Origin of the sequence: Thioalkalivibrio sp. ALE16 (assembly GCF_000381305.1) — a bacterium.
Classification (GTDB): Bacteria; Pseudomonadota; Gammaproteobacteria; order Ectothiorhodospirales; family Ectothiorhodospiraceae; genus Thioalkalivibrio.
Genome location: NZ_KB906363.1, coordinates 69,344 through 86,044, shown reverse-complemented (window position 1 = coordinate 86,044; position 16,701 = coordinate 69,344). Strand labels below are relative to the sequence as shown.

General features: G+C 68.0%; 17 protein-coding genes. 6 read left to right on the top strand and 11 right to left on the bottom strand.

Annotated elements, in window-relative coordinates:
* Nucleotides 1-60 precede the first annotated feature (60 nt).
* From F627_RS0109745 to F627_RS0109735, 3 genes are read right to left on the bottom strand one after another with little or no spacing between them, the layout of a single operon-like run.
* The gene (locus F627_RS0109745) at nt 61-789 is read right to left on the bottom strand and encodes a ferredoxin--NADP reductase (RefSeq protein WP_018867216.1); all 729 of its coding nucleotides are present in this window, start codon (nt 787-789) and stop codon (nt 61-63) included.
* Nucleotides 786-1,718 (bottom strand): nucleoside triphosphate pyrophosphohydrolase, encoded by a 933-nt coding sequence (gene mazG, locus F627_RS0109740; protein ID WP_019583954.1) that lies wholly within the window; start codon nt 1,716-1,718, stop codon nt 786-788. The genes F627_RS0109745 and mazG overlap by 4 nt, the downstream gene beginning before the upstream one ends.
* Before the next feature lie 43 nt (nt 1,719-1,761).
* Nucleotides 1,762-2,514, bottom strand: a complete 753-nt coding sequence (locus F627_RS0109735) for an MBL fold metallo-hydrolase (protein WP_018867214.1) — start codon at nt 2,512-2,514, stop codon at nt 1,762-1,764.
* Between the two features lie 228 nt (nt 2,515-2,742).
* Between F627_RS0109735 and F627_RS0109730 the strand changes: the two genes are divergently transcribed.
* The 6 genes from F627_RS0109730 (at nt 2,743) to lipA (ending at nt 7,494) form a co-directional block, all read left to right on the top strand.
* Complete coding sequence (locus F627_RS0109730; RefSeq protein ID WP_018867213.1) at nt 2,743-2,982, top strand: BolA family protein; 240 nt, start codon at nt 2,743-2,745, stop codon at nt 2,980-2,982.
* Between the two features lie 18 nt (nt 2,983-3,000).
* A complete protein-coding gene (locus F627_RS0109725) occupies nt 3,001-3,405 on the top strand; it encodes a hypothetical protein (protein WP_018867212.1) in 405 nt (134 codons plus the stop codon).
* Nucleotides 3,402-3,956, top strand: a complete 555-nt coding sequence (locus F627_RS0109720; protein ID WP_018882798.1) for a hypothetical protein — start codon at nt 3,402-3,404, stop codon at nt 3,954-3,956. The genes F627_RS0109725 and F627_RS0109720 overlap by 4 nt, the downstream gene beginning before the upstream one ends.
* Before the next feature lie 87 nt (nt 3,957-4,043).
* Nucleotides 4,044-5,255 (top strand): HDOD domain-containing protein, encoded by a 1,212-nt coding sequence (locus F627_RS0109715; RefSeq protein WP_018882799.1) that lies wholly within the window; start codon nt 4,044-4,046, stop codon nt 5,253-5,255.
* Nucleotides 5,256-5,261: 6 nt separating this feature from the next.
* Nucleotides 5,262-6,467 carry an HDOD domain-containing protein gene (locus tag F627_RS0109710; protein WP_018877068.1) on the top strand — a complete coding sequence of 402 codons (1,206 nt, stop codon included), beginning with the start codon at nt 5,262-5,264 and terminating at the stop codon, nt 6,465-6,467.
* A 70-nt stretch (nt 6,468-6,537) separates the two neighbouring features.
* The gene (gene lipA / locus F627_RS0109705; protein ID WP_018877067.1) at nt 6,538-7,494 is read left to right on the top strand and encodes a lipoyl synthase; all 957 of its coding nucleotides are present in this window, start codon (nt 6,538-6,540) and stop codon (nt 7,492-7,494) included.
* Nucleotides 7,495-8,478: 984 nt separating this feature from the next.
* Here the strand turns inward: lipA and lipB are convergent.
* The 8 genes from lipB to mrdA form a co-directional block, all read right to left on the bottom strand.
* Nucleotides 8,479-9,189, bottom strand: coding sequence for a lipoyl(octanoyl) transferase LipB (lipB, locus tag F627_RS0109700; protein ID WP_019583953.1), 711 nt, complete (start codon nt 9,187-9,189; stop codon nt 8,479-8,481).
* A complete protein-coding gene (locus tag F627_RS0109695; protein ID WP_018877094.1) occupies nt 9,186-9,452 on the bottom strand; it encodes a YbeD family protein in 267 nt (88 codons plus the stop codon). Before F627_RS0109695 ends, lipB begins: the two co-directional genes overlap by 4 nt.
* Nucleotides 9,449-10,336 carry a D-amino acid aminotransferase gene (locus tag F627_RS0109690; protein ID WP_019583952.1) on the bottom strand — a complete coding sequence of 296 codons (888 nt, stop codon included), beginning with the start codon at nt 10,334-10,336 and terminating at the stop codon, nt 9,449-9,451. Before F627_RS0109690 ends, F627_RS0109695 begins: the two co-directional genes overlap by 4 nt.
* Before the next feature lie 14 nt (nt 10,337-10,350).
* Nucleotides 10,351-11,610: a D-alanyl-D-alanine carboxypeptidase family protein gene (locus F627_RS0109685; protein ID WP_018881557.1), complete on the bottom strand. Its 1,260-nt coding sequence runs from the start codon at nt 11,608-11,610 to the stop codon at nt 10,351-10,353.
* 83 nt (nt 11,611-11,693) lie between these two features.
* A complete protein-coding gene (locus tag F627_RS0109680; protein WP_019583951.1) occupies nt 11,694-12,686 on the bottom strand; it encodes a septal ring lytic transglycosylase RlpA family protein in 993 nt (330 codons plus the stop codon).
* On the bottom strand, nt 12,643-13,674 hold the full coding sequence (gene mltB, locus F627_RS0109675) for a lytic murein transglycosylase B (RefSeq protein WP_019583950.1): 1,032 nt from the start codon (nt 13,672-13,674) through the stop codon (nt 12,643-12,645). Before mltB ends, F627_RS0109680 begins: the two co-directional genes overlap by 44 nt.
* Complete coding sequence (gene rodA, locus F627_RS0109670; protein ID WP_019583949.1) at nt 13,671-14,789, bottom strand: rod shape-determining protein RodA; 1,119 nt, start codon at nt 14,787-14,789, stop codon at nt 13,671-13,673. Before rodA ends, mltB begins: the two co-directional genes overlap by 4 nt.
* A 37-nt stretch (nt 14,790-14,826) precedes the next feature.
* Nucleotides 14,827-16,695, bottom strand: a complete 1,869-nt coding sequence (gene mrdA / locus F627_RS0109665) for a penicillin-binding protein 2 (RefSeq protein ID WP_019583948.1) — start codon at nt 16,693-16,695, stop codon at nt 14,827-14,829.
* Nucleotides 16,696-16,701: the final 6 nt, after the last annotated feature.

Here is a 16,701-nt window from a genome sequence, read left to right as displayed (position 1 = left end):
TTTTGTGCTTCGTCGCCTGCGGCGACTCGCAATGACCAATTCAGACCGCCGCCTGGCTCACTACCACCACTTCTCGTATTTCAGCTGGGCCTCGGGGATGCCCCATTCCGCCAGCAGGGTGGCCATGTCCTCGATGAACTCGCGCGACCCGCAGAAATAGAACAGCGCATCGCGCGGCAGGTCCAGCGACTCCAGCAACGCATGACTGATGCGGCCGGTATGCCCCAGCCAGTCCTCCGCCTCGCGCGTGACCGTCAGGCTGACGTCGATGTTCGGTGCCGCGGCCATTGCCTCCAGCTCCTGCGGGAACAGCACCTCGTCCTGGTGGGCCACGCTGTAGACCAGGTGGGCATAGACGTCCGGCATCCCGGCATGGATCGCGCGCAGGATGCCGAACAGGGGCGTGACCCCGATGCCCGCCCCCAGCAGCACCACGTTCTGCGCCATGCCGGGCTCGAAGAAGAAGCTGCCCTGCCCCGGCGTGATGTACACCGTGTCGCCCTCGCCGGCCTCCGTGTGCAGGTAATGGGTCGCCGCATGATGATCCGCGTACTTGATGGCCAGCTGCAGTCGCCCGTCCGCGCGCGGCGCGGAAACCACCGAGTACCCCCCGACGAAGGGCTTGCCCTCCGCCTGCGGGATCACCAGGTCCAGCCACTGGCCGGCCTTGCTGGAAAACCGCTGCGGGTCCGCCGCCAGGGTGAATACCTTGATCAGCGGGGTAACCTGCTCGATGGTCTCGATCCGGGCGGGCAGAAAGTGGTCGGGCAGCTCAACGGCTTCGGTCATGTCGGGTCCTTGGTATCGAATGTGTCCCGGGTCGCGCGTTCAAGACGCCGCGCCTCCTGGTAAAGGGTCTCCTGGCGGTCGAAATCGAGTCCGGCCAGGGTCTCGCCGCTGGCCGCGGCCAGCGCCTCCATCTGGCGGAAACGGGCCTCGAACTTGCGCGTGCTGCCGCGCAGCGCGCCCTCCGGGTCCACCCCCAGATGCCGCGCCCAGTTGCTGACCGCGAACAACACGTCGCCGACCTCCTCGGCGATGCGCGCCGGCGGCTCGCCCTGGTCCACCGCCGCCTGCACCTCGGCCAGCTCCTCGTGAATCTTGGCGACCACCGGGGCCGGGTCGTCCCAGTCGAAACCCAGGCGCGCGGCGCGGCGCTGACTCTTCACCGCGCGCGACAGGGCCGGCAACGCCAGCGGGATATCGTCCATCGCGCTGGTCTGGGCGCGCGCCGCACGCTCGCGCGCCTTGTCCGCCTCCCAGGCGGCCTCGCGCTCGGCATCCGAGCCGTGCTCGACATCGGCGAACACGTGCGGATGCCGGCGCACCAGCTTGTCGCCAATCGCGCGGGCGACATCATCCAGATCGAAGCGACCGGCCTCCTCGGCGATACGCGCCTGGAAGACCACCTGGAACAGCAGATCCCCCAGCTCGTCACGCAGCTCCCGGGTGTCCGCATGCGCGCCCTGGTCGCGGGCGATCACGTCGGCCAGCTCATAGGCCTCTTCCAGGGTGAACGGGACGATACTGCCCGCAGTCTGCGCCCGGTCCCAGGCACAACCGGCCTCGGGATCGCGCAACCGCGCCATGATCGCGCGCAGACGTTCCAGCGGGTTCGGCGACGCGAGCGAGCCCGGCGCGTCAGCGGGAGTGTGGTCGGTCATCGCGGGAGTGTACGGGGTCCGGCAGGCGGTAAAAACCGCCCACCGGATGAACATTCGGAACCGGTGACTCCTGGCGGGGCCACCGGAAGGGATCGGACTAACCCTGCTGATCGGTCTCGCAGAGGCGCTTCTTCTCGTCCGGCAGGTTGTCCGGACAGATGCCGCAGCCCTCGTTGCCGGGCAGCGCCCAGTCGATCTTCTTCGGATACGGCAGGTCCATCTCGTCCATGATCTTCACGAACTCGGCCTCCGGCTTGCCCTTGCCCAGGCGCGGGTTGCGCATCTTCTCCTGACCAATGGTGGTGATCTGGCGCTCCTCGTAGTCATGCGCCGGGTAGACCAGGGTCTCGTCCGGCAGAGTGAAGAACTTGTCCTGGATCGAGTGGTACAGGGTCTTGGCATCCCCCGACTGAAAGTCCGTGCGGCCGCAGGCTTCGATCAGCAGGGCATCACCAGAGAACAGCATCTTCAGGCCGACGTGATCCATCAGATAGGCATGGTGCGCATCCGTGTGACCCGGGGTGTACAGCGGGTTGATCACCAGGTTGCCCACCTGGAAGGGCTCACCCTCGCGCAGGCCGAAATCCCGGCAGGGCAGTTCGTCCATCGCCGGACCGCCCAGCTTGCAGCCGGTCTTCTCGCGCAGCATCCGCGCACCGGTGATGTGATCGGCATGGATATGGGTCTCGATCACGTAGTCGAGACTCAGGCCCATCTCCTGCAGCACGCGCAGATCGCGGTCGACGGTCTCGATGACCGGGTCGATCAGGGCCGTCTTCCCGGTATCCGGGCAGCTCAGCAGATAGGTATAGGTGGACGACTCGTCCTCGAACAGTTGCTTGAAGATCATGGTCTTTGCCTCCGTGGCCCGACGGGCCGGTCAATGATGGCCTGATGCTAGCGAGCCGGTTCGGTTCGGACCAAACCACCCCGACTTTCCATGCAGGTGTTCCGATGGGAACCCCACTCCGGGTTGGAGTTCCGCGTGTGGGGGCACTTCATGTCGGGCCAGACGCCCGGCTATCATCCGCGGCTGACATTCGCACTCATCACACGCACGCACGCAAGGGGACTCATCATGGAAGCTAGCCAAGTGGCCGAACTCATCCGCGCCGGCCTGCCGGAGGCCCAGAAGGTCGAGGTCACCGGGGGCGAGGGCAAATTCGAGGCCCTGGTCGTCAGCCCGCAGTTCGCCGGCATGAACGCGGTCAAGAAGCACCAGACCGTCTACGCCACCGTGCGCGATCAGATCGACTCCGGCGAAGTGCACGCGCTGTCCATCCGCGCCTTCACGCCGGAGGACGCACCGGACGCCTGAAGCGTACCGCATCCTCCCATGCTGTCACCCAAGGGCCGCGAGGAGATCGAGCGCCTGCTGGAAGGCGGACTGGTCCACGACTGGGGCGAGGCGGAGACCACGCTGCGCAACGTCACGCGCATGCTGCTGACCACCCGCCCCGACCTGCTGCGCCTGTACTTCACCCCCGAGGCCTGGGAGCAGATCACCACCTGGCCACAGAAGAAGGCCGCCAACGCGATCATCGCCGCCCTGCGCACCGGGGTAGTCGACACCCTGGGACGCCCGGCCATCGTCAACCGCGAACAGGCCCGGTTCTACCTGCTGTGCTTTCAGGACGACCTCGCCGAGCGCGTCGACGCCTGGTGCCGCGAGCATCCCGAGGAGTGCCCCCGGCGCAGCCGCAAGCACAGCAGCGCCCTGCCCGGTCGGCCAGACGCATGAGCCCCTCCGCGATCCAGACCTGCGGCGACCCCGGCCTGCGGGAGGCCCTCGCGGACCTGCTGGCGCGCTACGGCCTGCGTCTGGTGACACATCCGGCCCGGGCCCCGCTGCCCGGCACCTGGTGGGGCGAACCCGAGGCCGGGATTATCGGCCTGGAGGTCCACGTGCGCCCGGACACCCCGATCCACTCGGCTCTGCACGAGGCCGGACACCTGATCTGCATGGACGCCACGCGGCGTGCCACCCTGCACACCAATGCCGGCGGCGACGACCTCGAGGAATGCGGTGTCTGCTACCTGCAGATCCTGCTGGCTGACGAGCTGCCCGGCGTCGGCCGCGAGCGGCTGATGCGGGACATGGACACCTGGGGCTACAGCTTCCGCCTGGGCAGCACCGCCGCATGGTTTCGCGAGGATGCCGCCGACGCGCGCCGCTTCCTGCAATCCCACGACCTGATCGACCACGACGACCGGCCGCGCTTCGCCTGCCGCGGGGCCGCGGCGGCGGTTCCTGTGGCGGGATCGGATGCTACACTGGCGTCCATTGACTAGATCGCGCACGCGCGCCCGCCCCGCTGCCCTTCCTGCGGCGTCGCGACGCGGGAATGGATTGGCACAGCACGGACCGGGAACCGCCCCATGGATAGCACCAGCATCGACACCCTGCTTCAGGACCTGGACCTCACCTCCGGCCTGTCGGACCAGGCCCGCAGCGAACTCGCCTCGGCCTGCCTGGCACGGGAGCTGGACGCCGGTCGGCGCCTGCGCCCGCAGGAGGTCGAGGACCGCTACCTGTTCCTGGTAAGCGGCCAGCTGGTCCGCGTCAGCGGCGGCAGCCCGGCGCGTATCACCCTGGATGCGGCCGACCCCGACAGCCCGCTGCAGATGTTCGACCAGAACATCGGCCAGCAGGACTTCCTGATCACCGAGAAGACCTGCCAGATGCTGGAGATCCCGACCGCGGCCCTCGAAAAGGCCCACAGCGCTTCGCTGGTCGTGCATGACACCGACCTGGACGATACCGAAGGCGCTTTCTTCGGCGAGCTCTACGACCTGATTACCAGCAACCGGCTGGAGTTGCCGACCATGCCGGAGATCGCGCTGCGTATTCAGGAACTGACCAACGACCCGGACGCCGACCTCGACAAGCTGACCGAGGTCATCCAGCGTGACGGCACCATCGCCGGGGCGTTGCTGCACGCGACCAACAGCCCGCTGTTCCGCGCCGCCAAGCAGATCCAGTCCGTGCGGGACGCGGTCAATCGCCTCGGCTTTCGCAACACCCGCATGCTGGCGATGAACATGGCGCTGCGCCAGGCGTTCAAGGCCAAGCACGCCTCCACCCGCGACGCCATGGAGGCCAGCTGGAAGCATGGCGCCCTGCAATCCGCCTACAGCTACCTGATCGCGGATTCGCTCAAGCTGCTGGACCGCGAACGCGCCCTGCTGGCCGGGCTGGTCTCCGGGATCGGCGCGGTCCCGATCATCCAGTTCGTGGAGCTGCGCGAGGACCACCCCGACACCGAGCGCGTGCAGTCGCTGGTCCGGCGCCTGCGCAACCTCGCCGGCGTCCTGGTGATCAACTACTGGGATCTCGGGGGCGACCTGGTCACGGTCGCGGAGCATGCCGGGGACTGGGGCTATCGCGCCGGCGAACCGGATTACGCCAGCATCGCGCTGGTCGCGGAATGGGCCGCCCGACGCGCCGAGGGCGAGACCGTGCCCGACGCGGCCGAGGTCGCCGCCTTCGGCGTGCTCGGGATCGAGCCGCCGGCGCCGGGGGAACCGATCGCGTTCCTCGAGGAACGCGCCGAGGACCTGGCCGAACTCCGCGCGATGTTCAACGTCTGAACCCCCGTGATCGAAAAACGCCTTCCACAGCTGCGCCCGTTCGCCGAACTGAGCGAGCGCGCCCGCGACAAGCTGTTGCAGCATGCCCGCACCATGACGGTGGATCCGGGGTTCAAGCTGCATGCGCGCGACGAATTCCGCAGCATGATCTTCCTGCTGGAGGGGCGGATGATCCTGGCCAGCGGGCGCAACTCGGTCATGCTCAACGGGGACTCCAGCGAGGCCCTCAACCCGCTGTTCGAACCCCACGACTATCACAGCCATGCGATCGCCGCGACCCGCGCCACCCTGGCGATGCTGGACCGCAAGGTCTACGAGACCCTGGTCGACGGCGGCGGGCAGGACAGCGTCGAGGTCAGCGAGATCGAGCTGTCCGACCTCGAGGGCGAGCTGTTCGGCAGCATCTACACGCATGCCTACTCGGGCGAGCTGGCCCTGCCCCAGCTCCCCGAGGTGGCGCTGCACCTGCAGCAGGCCCTGAAAGATCCGGACGTCTCCATTGCCGAGGCCACCCGCATCATCGAGGAAGATCCGAGCGTCGCGGGGCGCCTGTTGAGCGTGGCCAACAGCCCGGCCATGGGCAGCCGCCGCGAGGTGTCACGCCTGCAGGATGCCGTGGCCCGACTGGGGCTCGAACGCACCCGCCAGCTGGTGATGGCCCTGGCCATGCACCAGGTCTTCATCCATCGCGACAGCCCCTACCACGACCTCCTCGAACGTCTGTGGCGCCGCTCCGCGCGCATCGCGGCCATCAGCTGCGTGCTCGCCGACCAGTGCGAGGCAGTCGATCCGCAGACCGCCCTGCTGGCTGGACTGCTGCACCGGGTGGGCGCCCTGCCGGTGATCGCCGAGGTCGCCCGCACCCACCCGGAGCGCACGCCGGAAGAGGTCGAACGGGTGTTGTTTCGTCTCGAAGGCCTGATCGGCGAACTGGTTGCCCAGCAATGGGATCTGTCATCCGATATCATTGACGCCATTCGCGATTCCGGCGGCCCGGAGAACCCCGAGGCCCCTGTCCTGACGGACATCGTGCGGATCGCACGCGCCGCGTGCCCGCGAGATGCCGAGGACGACCCGCTTGCCGACCGCATCCCGCTCGCCGATCTGCGGGCCGTGGAACGGCTCGGCTTCATCCTCGACGAGGATGGCAGCCTGCCCGCGATCGAGACCGCGCGGCAGGAGGTCGAGGAACTGATTCGTCAGGTTGCCTGACCCGGTAGCGCCCAGTCGCCCCACGTCGGCCGCCCACACAGCGGCCGCCCGAGAGATTCAGGGAAGGTCCATGGACACACGCACCCGCCCCCAGCCCGGAGAGAAACAGCGCGCCGCCGACAAAGTCGCGCGCATCCCGGTCAAGATCAATCCCACCGAGCGCCCGCAGCGCAAGCCCAAGTGGATTCGCGCCCAGAGTCAGGCCCGCCCCGAGGTGCAGCGCATCAAGGGCATCCTGCGCGAACAGAAGCTGCACACCGTCTGCGAAGAGGCCAGTTGCCCCAACCTGGGCGAATGCTTCGCCCACGGCACCGCCACCTTCATGATCATGGGCGACATCTGCACCCGTCGCTGCCCGTTCTGCGATGTGGCCCACGGCCGCCCGGAGGCACTGGATGCCGACGAGCCGCGCCATCTGGCCGAGACCATCCAGGCGCTGGGCCTCAACTACGTGGTGATTACCTCGGTGGACCGCGACGACCTGCGCGACGGCGGGGCCGGGCACTTCGTGGACTGCATCCGCGAGGTGCGCAGCCTGAACCCGAACACCCGGATCGAGATCCTGGTGCCGGACTTCCGCGGGCGCATGGACCGCGCGCTGGAGATCATGCACCAGGCCCCTCCGGACGTCTTCAACCACAACCTGGAGACCGTTCCGCGCCTGTATCGCGAGGCGCGCCCCGGCGCCGACTATGCCTGGTCGCTGGACCTGCTCCGGCAGTTCCGCGAACAGCACCCCGGCGTGCCGACCAAGTCCGGCCTCATGCTGGGGCTGGGCGAGACCCGCGAGGAGTTGCTGGAGGTCCTGCAGGACCTGCGCGAACATGGTTGCGACATGCTGACCCTGGGCCAGTACCTGCAGCCGTCGCGCCACCATCTGCCGGTGACGCGCTTCCTGTCGCCGGAGGAGTTCGACGAGCTGGGCGAACGTGCCCGCGAGATGGGCTTCAAGCAGGTGGCCAGCGGCCCGATGGTCCGCTCATCCTACCACGCCGACCTCCAGGCCCAGGGCCTCGAAACCGCCTGACCCGCCCTGCCGTTTCCAGCCTCTGGGCCATCATCCCGTGCCCCGAGGCTGGCGCTGGCGCTTCGAGCCCCGGTGATTGCGATGGCTTCGTCCGGCCGCCTGCCATGATGTGGCTGGGCCTGGTTCGTCCTCTGGTGTTTACGTGCCTTCGGTCCACCGCCTGCCTGGCGCTGACTCGCCAGCGCGCCCCGAGGCACTTTCTTGCTTGCCCAAGAAAGTGCCCAAAGAAGGGCACCCGGATTTCGCCCGGGAACCTCGCTCCGGACGCGCTGGGCCGGCGGCGCTGAACTCGCTGCGCCTTCGGCTCCGCTCAGACATCCAGCGCCCCGAATTTATGGAAAACGGGCCGGCCCATCACGCCCTCCGCGAGGGGCTCCATACGGGAGGCGAAGGTCAAAACCTACCGTATCCCCACCCTTACTCCTAACCATAGGCACCGCCACCCGAAAGCCCCCGGCGCCCGCCACGCGGGCGCGGCACGCAACGGCCGAAGGCCGAGCGTGCCCAAGATGTCCGAAAGCCTAGCCATCATCCACTAGCTATATCGCTGGGATAGCCGTTGTTTGGACCTGCCTCCCCGTTGTCGTCGCGCCGAGCGGAGAGGGTTTTCGCGGGAGACAAGGCGCTGGATGTCTGAGCGGAGCCGCAGGCGCAGCGAGTTCAGCGCCGCCCGCGAAAACCCTCGAAGCGAGGGAAGCCCCGGCCCGCGCAGCGGGCCGGGGTCGCGGCAGTCGGGCGTGTTTCTTGGGTACTTCTTTGCACGAGCAAAGAAGTACCTCGGGGCGCGCTGGCGAGTCAGCGCACGGCAGTACGTGGACCGGAGGCACCGTAAACACCAGAGGACGAACCAGGCCTAGCCAAAAATCGGCAGGTTGCAGACCGACGGCACCGTAAACACCGGAGGACGAACCAGGACCAGCCACATCACGGCAGGCGGCCGGACAGCGCCACCGAAAACACTCGAGGTCGAACCAGGGGGAAGCCTCAGGGCGTGGGACAACGTCCCAGCGCAAGCACGCGGACCAACTCGGGCGGCAACGCTGGTTCATGCCGCATGCGCGCAACCTCAGCGGGAAACAGCTGCGCGGCGAGGTGGGCAAGCAACTGCTCCCGGACCCGGTTGCCGTCCAGCGGACCGAGCAGCTGCTGCATGGAGGTCGCCGCTAGCCCCGGATAGCCACAGGGATTCATGCGCTGGAACGGCGCCAGATCCGGGGCGACGTTCAGGGCCAGCCCATGGATGCTGCGCCCGTGCCGGATACGCAAACCCAGCGCCGCAATCTTGGCCCCATCGACATACACCCCCGGCGCCTTGTCTCGACGCTGCGCATGGATCCCCCATTGCGCCAGCGTGTCGATCACCGCCTGCTCCAGACCCGCAACCAGACGCCGAACCCCGATCCCCAGTCGCGGCAGATCCACCAGCGTGTAGACGACCAGTTGTCCGGGGCCGTGCCAGGTCACCTGCCCCCCGCGATCGATCGCCACCACCGGCGTCGCGCCGGGGTCCAGCAGGTGCTCGCGGCGGCCATTGCGGCCCTGGGTAAAGACGGGCGGATGCTCGACGCACCAGAACGCATCCAGCCGGGCTGCATCGCGTTCCCGCGCCTGGAGCTGCATCGCCTGCCAGACCGGGACGTAGGGCTGCATACCCAGCAGGCGGACCACCGGCCCGGGCGGGAGCACGTCGGTCACAGGATCATGCGCACCCGGTCGCAACGACCCAGGGAACGGTAGAAGGCGTCCAGCTGTTCCTGGCTGGTCGCGGTAAAGGTGATGGTGATGCCGACGAAGCGGCCGGCGCGCGAGGCGCGCTGCTCGATCACTGCGTCCCCGGCATCCAGATGCTCAGCGACACAGCCCTCGACTGCCTCCATCAGCTCCGGGTGGGCGTCGCCCATCACCTTCACCGGGAATCGGCAGGGAAACTCGATCAGGGTCTCGCGGTCGTCGCTCATGCGGCACCTCCGGACTGCAGGGGTTCGCTCACCGGCGCCCCGGGCTTGGCCGCCTGGTAGGCGGCGTGCACGGCCTGCCAGACCGGTCCGGGGCGCCCCGTGCCCACGGTGCGATCATCCAGCCGCGTAACCGGCAGGATCTCGCGGGTCGAGCTGGTGAGCCAGATCTCCCCGGCCCGGGCCAGCTCGTCGGCGCTGACCCCGCGCTCCTCCACCGGGTAGCCCAGCTCGCGCGCCAGGTCGAGCACCCGCGAGCGGGTGACACCCGGCAGTACCGATGCATCCAGCGGCGGGGTGATCACCCGCCCGTCCAGGACCACGATGACATTGCTTGCCGCGCCTTCGGTCAACTGCCCGTCCCGCAACAACACGGCCTCGACGGCACCCCGCTCGGTGGCCTCCTGGCGGTTCAGCACATTGGCCAGCAGGGTGGTGGCCTTGATATCGCAGTGGCCCCAGCGGCGGTCCTCGGCCGTCACAGCGGCCACGCCGTCCACGCGGATGGTCTCCGGGAGGGGCCGGATCGGGCTGACCATCGCCAGGACGGTGGGTTGCGCATCCACCGGGAAGGCATGGTCGCGCGGGGCCACGCCACGGGTCACCTGAAGGTAGACCCCGAGATCGGGCGTCGCAGGGTCGGCATTGCGCGCCAGCAAGTCCGTCAGAAGCGCACGCCACCCCTCGCGGTCAAACGGGTTGCGGATGCGGATCGCCGCCAGGGATCGCGCCAGGCGCTCCAGGTGCTCGGAGAGCAGGAAGAATTCGCCGGAGTAGCTGGGGATCACCTCGTATACCGAGTCTCCGAACAGGAAGCCCCGGTCCAGCGGCGAGATCCGCACCTGGTCCAGCGGCAGGTAGTCCCCGTTGTAATAGGCAATGCTCACGGGCGAAACACGGCTCAGAATGGCCAGGCCGACTGAATGCCCAGGGCCGCGCCATCCCACAGGCGGCGGATCAGACCGCCCTGTTCCACCGGCTGCAACGCAACCAGCGGCTGGGTGCGGAGCACCTCGCCGTTCAGACGCACCACGACTTCGCCCACCGGATCGCCCGCGGCCAGCGGGGCCTCCAGCGGCTGGTTGACCTCCATCGAGGCGTCCAGATCGTCCTCGCGCCCCGGCGGGACCATGACCCAGAAGTCCTCCGCCAGGCCCACGGCCACTTCGGTCTGCGCCCCGCGATAGACCCGCGGGGTCCCCAGTTCGTGCCCGCCCTCGAACAGCTTGCGGGTCGCGGTGAAGCGCATCCCCCAGTTCACCAGCGCCTGGGACTCGTTGGCGCGGCGAGTACCGCCCTGCTGATGATCCGACGCCTCGATCCCCATGACCACGGCCACCAACCGGCGGTCGTTACGCTTGGCGGACGAAACCAGGTTGTAGCCCGCGTTCGAGGTCCAGCCGGTCTTCAGGCCGTCGAATCCGGCATCGCGCCACAGCAGCATATTGCGGTTGCTCTGCGAGATGTCGTTGTACTCGAAGGAACGTTCGCTGTAGTAGCCGTAGAGATCCGGGAAGTCGCGGATCAGCGCCCGGGCGAGCAATGCCATGTCCTGGGCGGTGGTGTACTGCGACTCGTCGGAGGGCAGTCCGTGCGGGTTGGCGAAGTAGGACTGGCGCATCCCCAGCTCGCGCGCCTGGGCGTTCATCATGTCGACAAACGCCCCCTCCGAACCGGCAACATGCTCGGCCAGCGCGGTGGAGGCATCGTTGCCGGACTGGATGATCATCCCGCGCAGCAGATCCTCGACCGCAACCTCCTCGCCGACCTCGATGAACATGCGCGATGCCCCGCGCATACCGGTCCGCCAGGCACGCTCGCTGACCGTAACCTGGTCGTCCAGCGCCATGCGGCCATCGGTGATTTCGCCAAACACCACGTAGGCCGTCATCAGCTTGGTCAGGCTGGCCGGCTCGCGCTCCACCAGCGGATCGCGGCTGGCGAGCATCAGGCCGGAGTCGAAGTCCATCAGCGCATAGCTCGCCGCCGTCACGTCCGAGGGCGGCCGCGGGATGCCGCCGGGCACGTTCGCGCCCGACCCGGCCACGGGCAGCTCCGACTCCTGCGCCTGCGCTGGAACCAGCGCCAGCAGGAGCGCCAGGATGACCGGCAGGCAGGCCGCCAACAGCGGCAGAAACGGGGTGCGGACGGACGAATTCATGATTGCGAAGGGCCTCCTGAAGGACCGAAATACGATAGCAGAATTGGGGCCCGGTACGGGCCGGAAATACCGGGAACGAGGGCTTACGGCGCGTCGGTCACTACGCGATAGTCCACGTGCGCCGCACCCTGCAGGCGATCGGTAATCGTGCGGACCGCATCGCCATCGGCCAGCGGGCCGATACGCACGCGGTGCAGTTGCGCACCGTTGTCACGTTCGACGCTGGAGATCCGCACCGGCTCCAAGCCGAGCGCGCGCAGATCCTCGCGCACCTGCTCGGCCGAATGGCGCTCGGCGAACGCCCCGACCTGGACGAACCGCCCGGGACCCGCGGCCTCGCCATTGGCGCTGGCCGCGGCCGGCGCCGTTTCCTGCGGTTCGGGCGCGATGTCCGGCTGAGCTGCGGCGGCCACCTCGAGCGGCTCGGGCTCCGGTGCCTCCGCCACCCGGGCCGGCGTCGTGTCGCCCGGCCCCACCGCCCGGATGCGGACACGCGCGACCCCGGCATCGGTCATGTCGATGCGATGGGCGGCGGCGTAGGAGAGATCGATGATGCGTCCGTCCACGAACGGGCCGCGATCATTCACCCGTACGATCACCTGTTTGCCGTTTTCCAGGTTGGTGACCTCGACGAAGCTCGGCAGCGGCAGGGACTTGTGCGCCGCGGTCATCGCGTACATGTCGTAGGGCTCGCCGCTGGAAGTGCGCCGTCCGTGGAACTTGGTTCCATACCAGGACGCGTAACCCTCTTCCTCGAAGCCGTCGCTCGTGCGCAGTGTGCGATAGCGCTGACCGAACACCTCGTACTCGGACGGATTGCCATAGCGGCTGGGCGGCTCGTCACGCGGCTCCGGTTCCGGGATCAGCGCCAGATCCTGCGGCACATCCGCGGGATCGGGGTAGCTGTCATACGCGGCATCGCCCAGCGGGCGGTCCGGGTCGGCCTTGCGGTCGGGGGTGGACGAACAGCCCGCCAGGACCAGCGCCAGCAAGGCCGCCAGCGCGGCCCCGCCGACGCCCGCGCGGCGCGGTTTACTCGGCCAGCGCCTCGGCCAGCTGGTGGACGGCCATCGCATACAGCGGGCTCCGGTTGTAGCGGGTAATCACGTAGAAGTTCGGATACCCGAGATAGTACTCGTAGCCATCCTCGCCCTCGAGGCGGATGAACGAGTACTGGCCGTCCTCGTCCACGGCCTCGTCGGGGTAGATCCCGTGTGCGGCCAGTTCTTCGAGGTCAAAGCGCGCCTGATAGTTGCGGCTGATCAGCGCCTCGTGGGCATCGCCCTCGACTCGGGCCCTGGCCACCACCGGCTCGCCGTAGTTCCAGTGGTGCGCGCGGAAATAGTTGGCCACCGACCCGATCGCATCCGGCCAGGAGTTCAGCAGGTCACGCTGGCCGGAGCCATCGAAATCCACCGCGTAGTGGCGATAGCTGGACGAGATGAACTGGCCACGCCCCATGGCCCCGGCGTAGGAGCCGCGGGTCTCGCGCGGGTCGAGGCCCTCTTCATCCACCAGCGTCAGGAACTCGCCCAGCTCGCGGCGGAAGAAGTCGGACCGGGGCGGATAGTCGAAGCCCAGGGTCACCAGGGCATCGAACACGCGGAAACCACCGGTGTTGCGGCCGTAGTAGGTCTCGACCCCGATGATGGCGGCAATGATCTTCGGTTCGACGTCAAAGCGGTCCGCGGCGCGCTGGAGCCAGCGCTCATGCTCCTGCATGAACTCGCGCCCACGCTCGATGCGCTCAGCGGTAATGAAGATCGGGCGGTAATCCTTCCATGGCCTTGCCTCGGCGGGGCTGGAGATCAGGTCAAGGATGCGCTGTTGCGGATCGGCCGCCGCGAACATCGCCTCCAGGGCCTCGCGGTCACGGCCCGCCTCCACCTGCTCGTCGATGAAGGCCTGGACCTCGTCGCGCTCGAGATACGGCGGGTCACCGGCGCGGAATTCGCTTTCCGCCGCGGCCGGAAGGGAGGCAAACGCCAGGATCAGGGTCAGCCCGACCGGCATCAGGAGTGGGCGGGCAAGACGGGCCCACACGGGGCGCAGGGTCAGGGTCATCGATTCACCAGGCGTTTCTGGGAGGCTATGCTCATGAGAATACCGAAGGCGACCATCAGGGTCACCAGCGACGTTCCCCCGTAACTGACCAGGGGCAGCGGCACACCGACCACCGGCAACAGGCCGGTCACCATGCCGATATTGACCACCATATAGACCGCGAAGGTCAGGCTGATACTCCCGCCCAGCAGCCGGGCATAGCGGTCCTGCGCCAGCGCGGCGATCCACAGCCCGCGGGCGACAATCGCAAAATACAGCAGCAGCAAGAGCGCGACACCAATAAAGCCGAATTCCTCGGCGTAGACCGCAAAAATAAAGTCGGTGGAGCGCTCCGGAAGGAACTCCAGTTGCGACTGGGTCCCGTTGAGCCAGCCCTTGCCGTACAACCCCCCGGACCCGATCGCGATCTTCGACTGGATGATGTGATAGCCGGCCCCCAGCGGATCGGATTCCGGGTTGAACAGCGTGAGTACCCGCTGGCGCTGGTAATCCAGCATCTGCGACCACAGGATGGGCACGGCGGCCGCCACCACGACGCCCAGGCCGACGAACCAGCGCCAGCCCAGCCCCGCGAGAAAGACCACCAGTACGCCGGCGGCCGCCACCAGCATCGAGGTCCCCAGGTCCGGCTGCTGCATGATCAGATACACCGGCACCAGGATCAGCACGCCGGTCACGAGGAGATCGCGAAAACGCGGCCGCCCACTGCGCAGCGAGAGATACCACGCGACCATCATCGGCACGGCAAGCTTCATGATCTCCGAGGGCTGGAAACGCATGAAACCGAGATCCAGCCAGCGCTGGGCCCCCTTGCCGACGTCCCCGACCCACATCACCGCCAGCAACAGCAGGATGCCCGCCGCGAACAGCCACGGGGAGATCGCGCGCAGACCGTGCAGTGATATCTGTGCGACCAGCAGCATCGCGGCCACGCCCAGGCCGATGCGCATCAGTTGCCGTTCCACGGCCACCACGCTCTGCCCGGAGGCGCTGAACAGAACGGCCAGCCCGAGCAGCAGCAGGATCGACAGCAGGACCAGCAGCACACTGTCCAGGCGCAGGCTGCGCAGCACCCACTGGCTGACGGACATCTCACGGCCGGTTACGCTGATCATTCGTCCTCCTCCAGGGAAACACTGATGACTAAATTCATCAGTGTTTCCCTAGGGTCATGCCCGCCCCGTCCAGCAGATAGGCGTCCAACACCTCGCGCGCCACGGGCGCGGCCACCCGGCCACCGGACCCTCCGTGCTCGACCAGGACCGCCACCGCGATCTGCGGATCCTCCGCCGGGGCATAGCCCACGAACAGGGCGTGGTCCCACAGACGCCGGGCCAGCTCCTCTTCGTCGTACTCTTCATCCTCGCCGAGGCTGAACACCTGCGAAGTGCCAGTCTTGCCGGCAATGGTGTAGGCCGGGCGGGTGCTGCCCACGCTGCCCCAGGCGGTCCCGTGGCGGGCATGCACCGCCTCCACCAGCGAGCCGTGGATCGCATCCCAGTGCTGGTCGTCCACGACCACCGGCTCGCGCGTCACCGGTAGCGGATACTCCGGCTCCCCGGTCCCGTTGTCCATGGCGCGCAGCAGATGCGGCTGATAGCGCACACCGCGCGTGGCCAGCGCCGCCGTAAAGTCGGCCATCTGCAGGGGCGTGGACAGCATGTACCCCTGGCCGATCGCGGTGATCAGGGTCTCCCCCGGGAACCATACCTCGTTGTGGGTGGCCCGCTTCCAGTCGCGGCTGGGCAGGATCCCCGCTCGCTCGCCGGTGGAATCGATCCCGGTGCGCTGACCGATCCCGAAGGCGCCAAGAATGGGCACCATGCGATCGATGCCCATGGTGTGGGCCAGATCGTAGAAGTAGACATCCGAGGACACCGCGATCGCGCGCGACATATCCACCCGGCCATGGCCCTCGCGGCGCCAGTCTCGATAGCGCCGTTCATGCCCCGGGAGCTGGTAGTACCCGCGTGCGAACATCTCGCGCTCGGCGGTCGTAACATCTTCGTCGAGGGCTGCCAGCGCGACCAGTGGCTTGACCGTCGAGCCCGGCGGGTACTGCCCGCTCAGGGCACGGTTGAACAGCGGCCGGCGCTTGTCATCGCGCACCGCGGCGAAATCGGCCTGGGAGATTCCGTGGACAAAGGCCTCGGGATCAAAACCGGGGGCACTGACCAGCGCCAGCACCTCACCGTTATTCGGGTCAATGGCCACGATCGCGCCATCCCGCCCGGCCAGCGCCCGGTAGGCCGCCTGCTGCAGGTTCACATCCAGGGTCAGGGTCAGGTCCGTGCCCGGCTGCGGCGGGGTCACCGACAGCTCGCGGATCACCCGCCCCTGGGCGTTCACCTCCACCTGGCGATAGCCCGGCCGGCCGTGCAGCAACTCCTCGTAGTAGCGTTCGACCCCGCTCTTGCCGATATGCGAGGTCCCGGCATAGGCCCGCCCGTCCACCCGGCGCAGATCCTGCTGGTTGATGCGCCCGACATAACCGACGGCGTGCGAGAATTCGGAACCCAGGGGATAGAAACGCAGCGGACGGGCCTCGATCTCGACCCCCGGCAACTCGTGGCGCGAGACCGCGATACGGGCCACAGTCTCGTCATCCAGCCCGGCCTTCAACAGCACCGGCTGGAACGGGCGCCGCTGCTGGACCCCCCGGCGGAAGCGCTCGATATCGGCCTCGCTCAGCTCCACGTAGCCGCGCAGCCGCGCCAGCAGAGCGTCGAGATCCCCGGCCTGCTCGACCGTGACCTCCAACTGATAGGACGCGCGGTTGCCCGCCAGCAGGATGCCATTGCGGTCGCGAATCACGCCCCGGGTGGGAGCGATCGGCTCGACCCGTAACCGGTTGTTCTCGGAGAGAGTGGTGAAATGCGAGTGCGCGCCGACTTGCAGCCCCGAGAGCCGCCAGCCCAGCGCCAGCAGGATGGCGGCCAGGATGACCAGTGCCAGCAGGATGCGCACGACAAAGCGCTCGCGGTCCTGCTGTTCCTCGCCGTAGGCATCGCGCTCGGCCATCTCAGC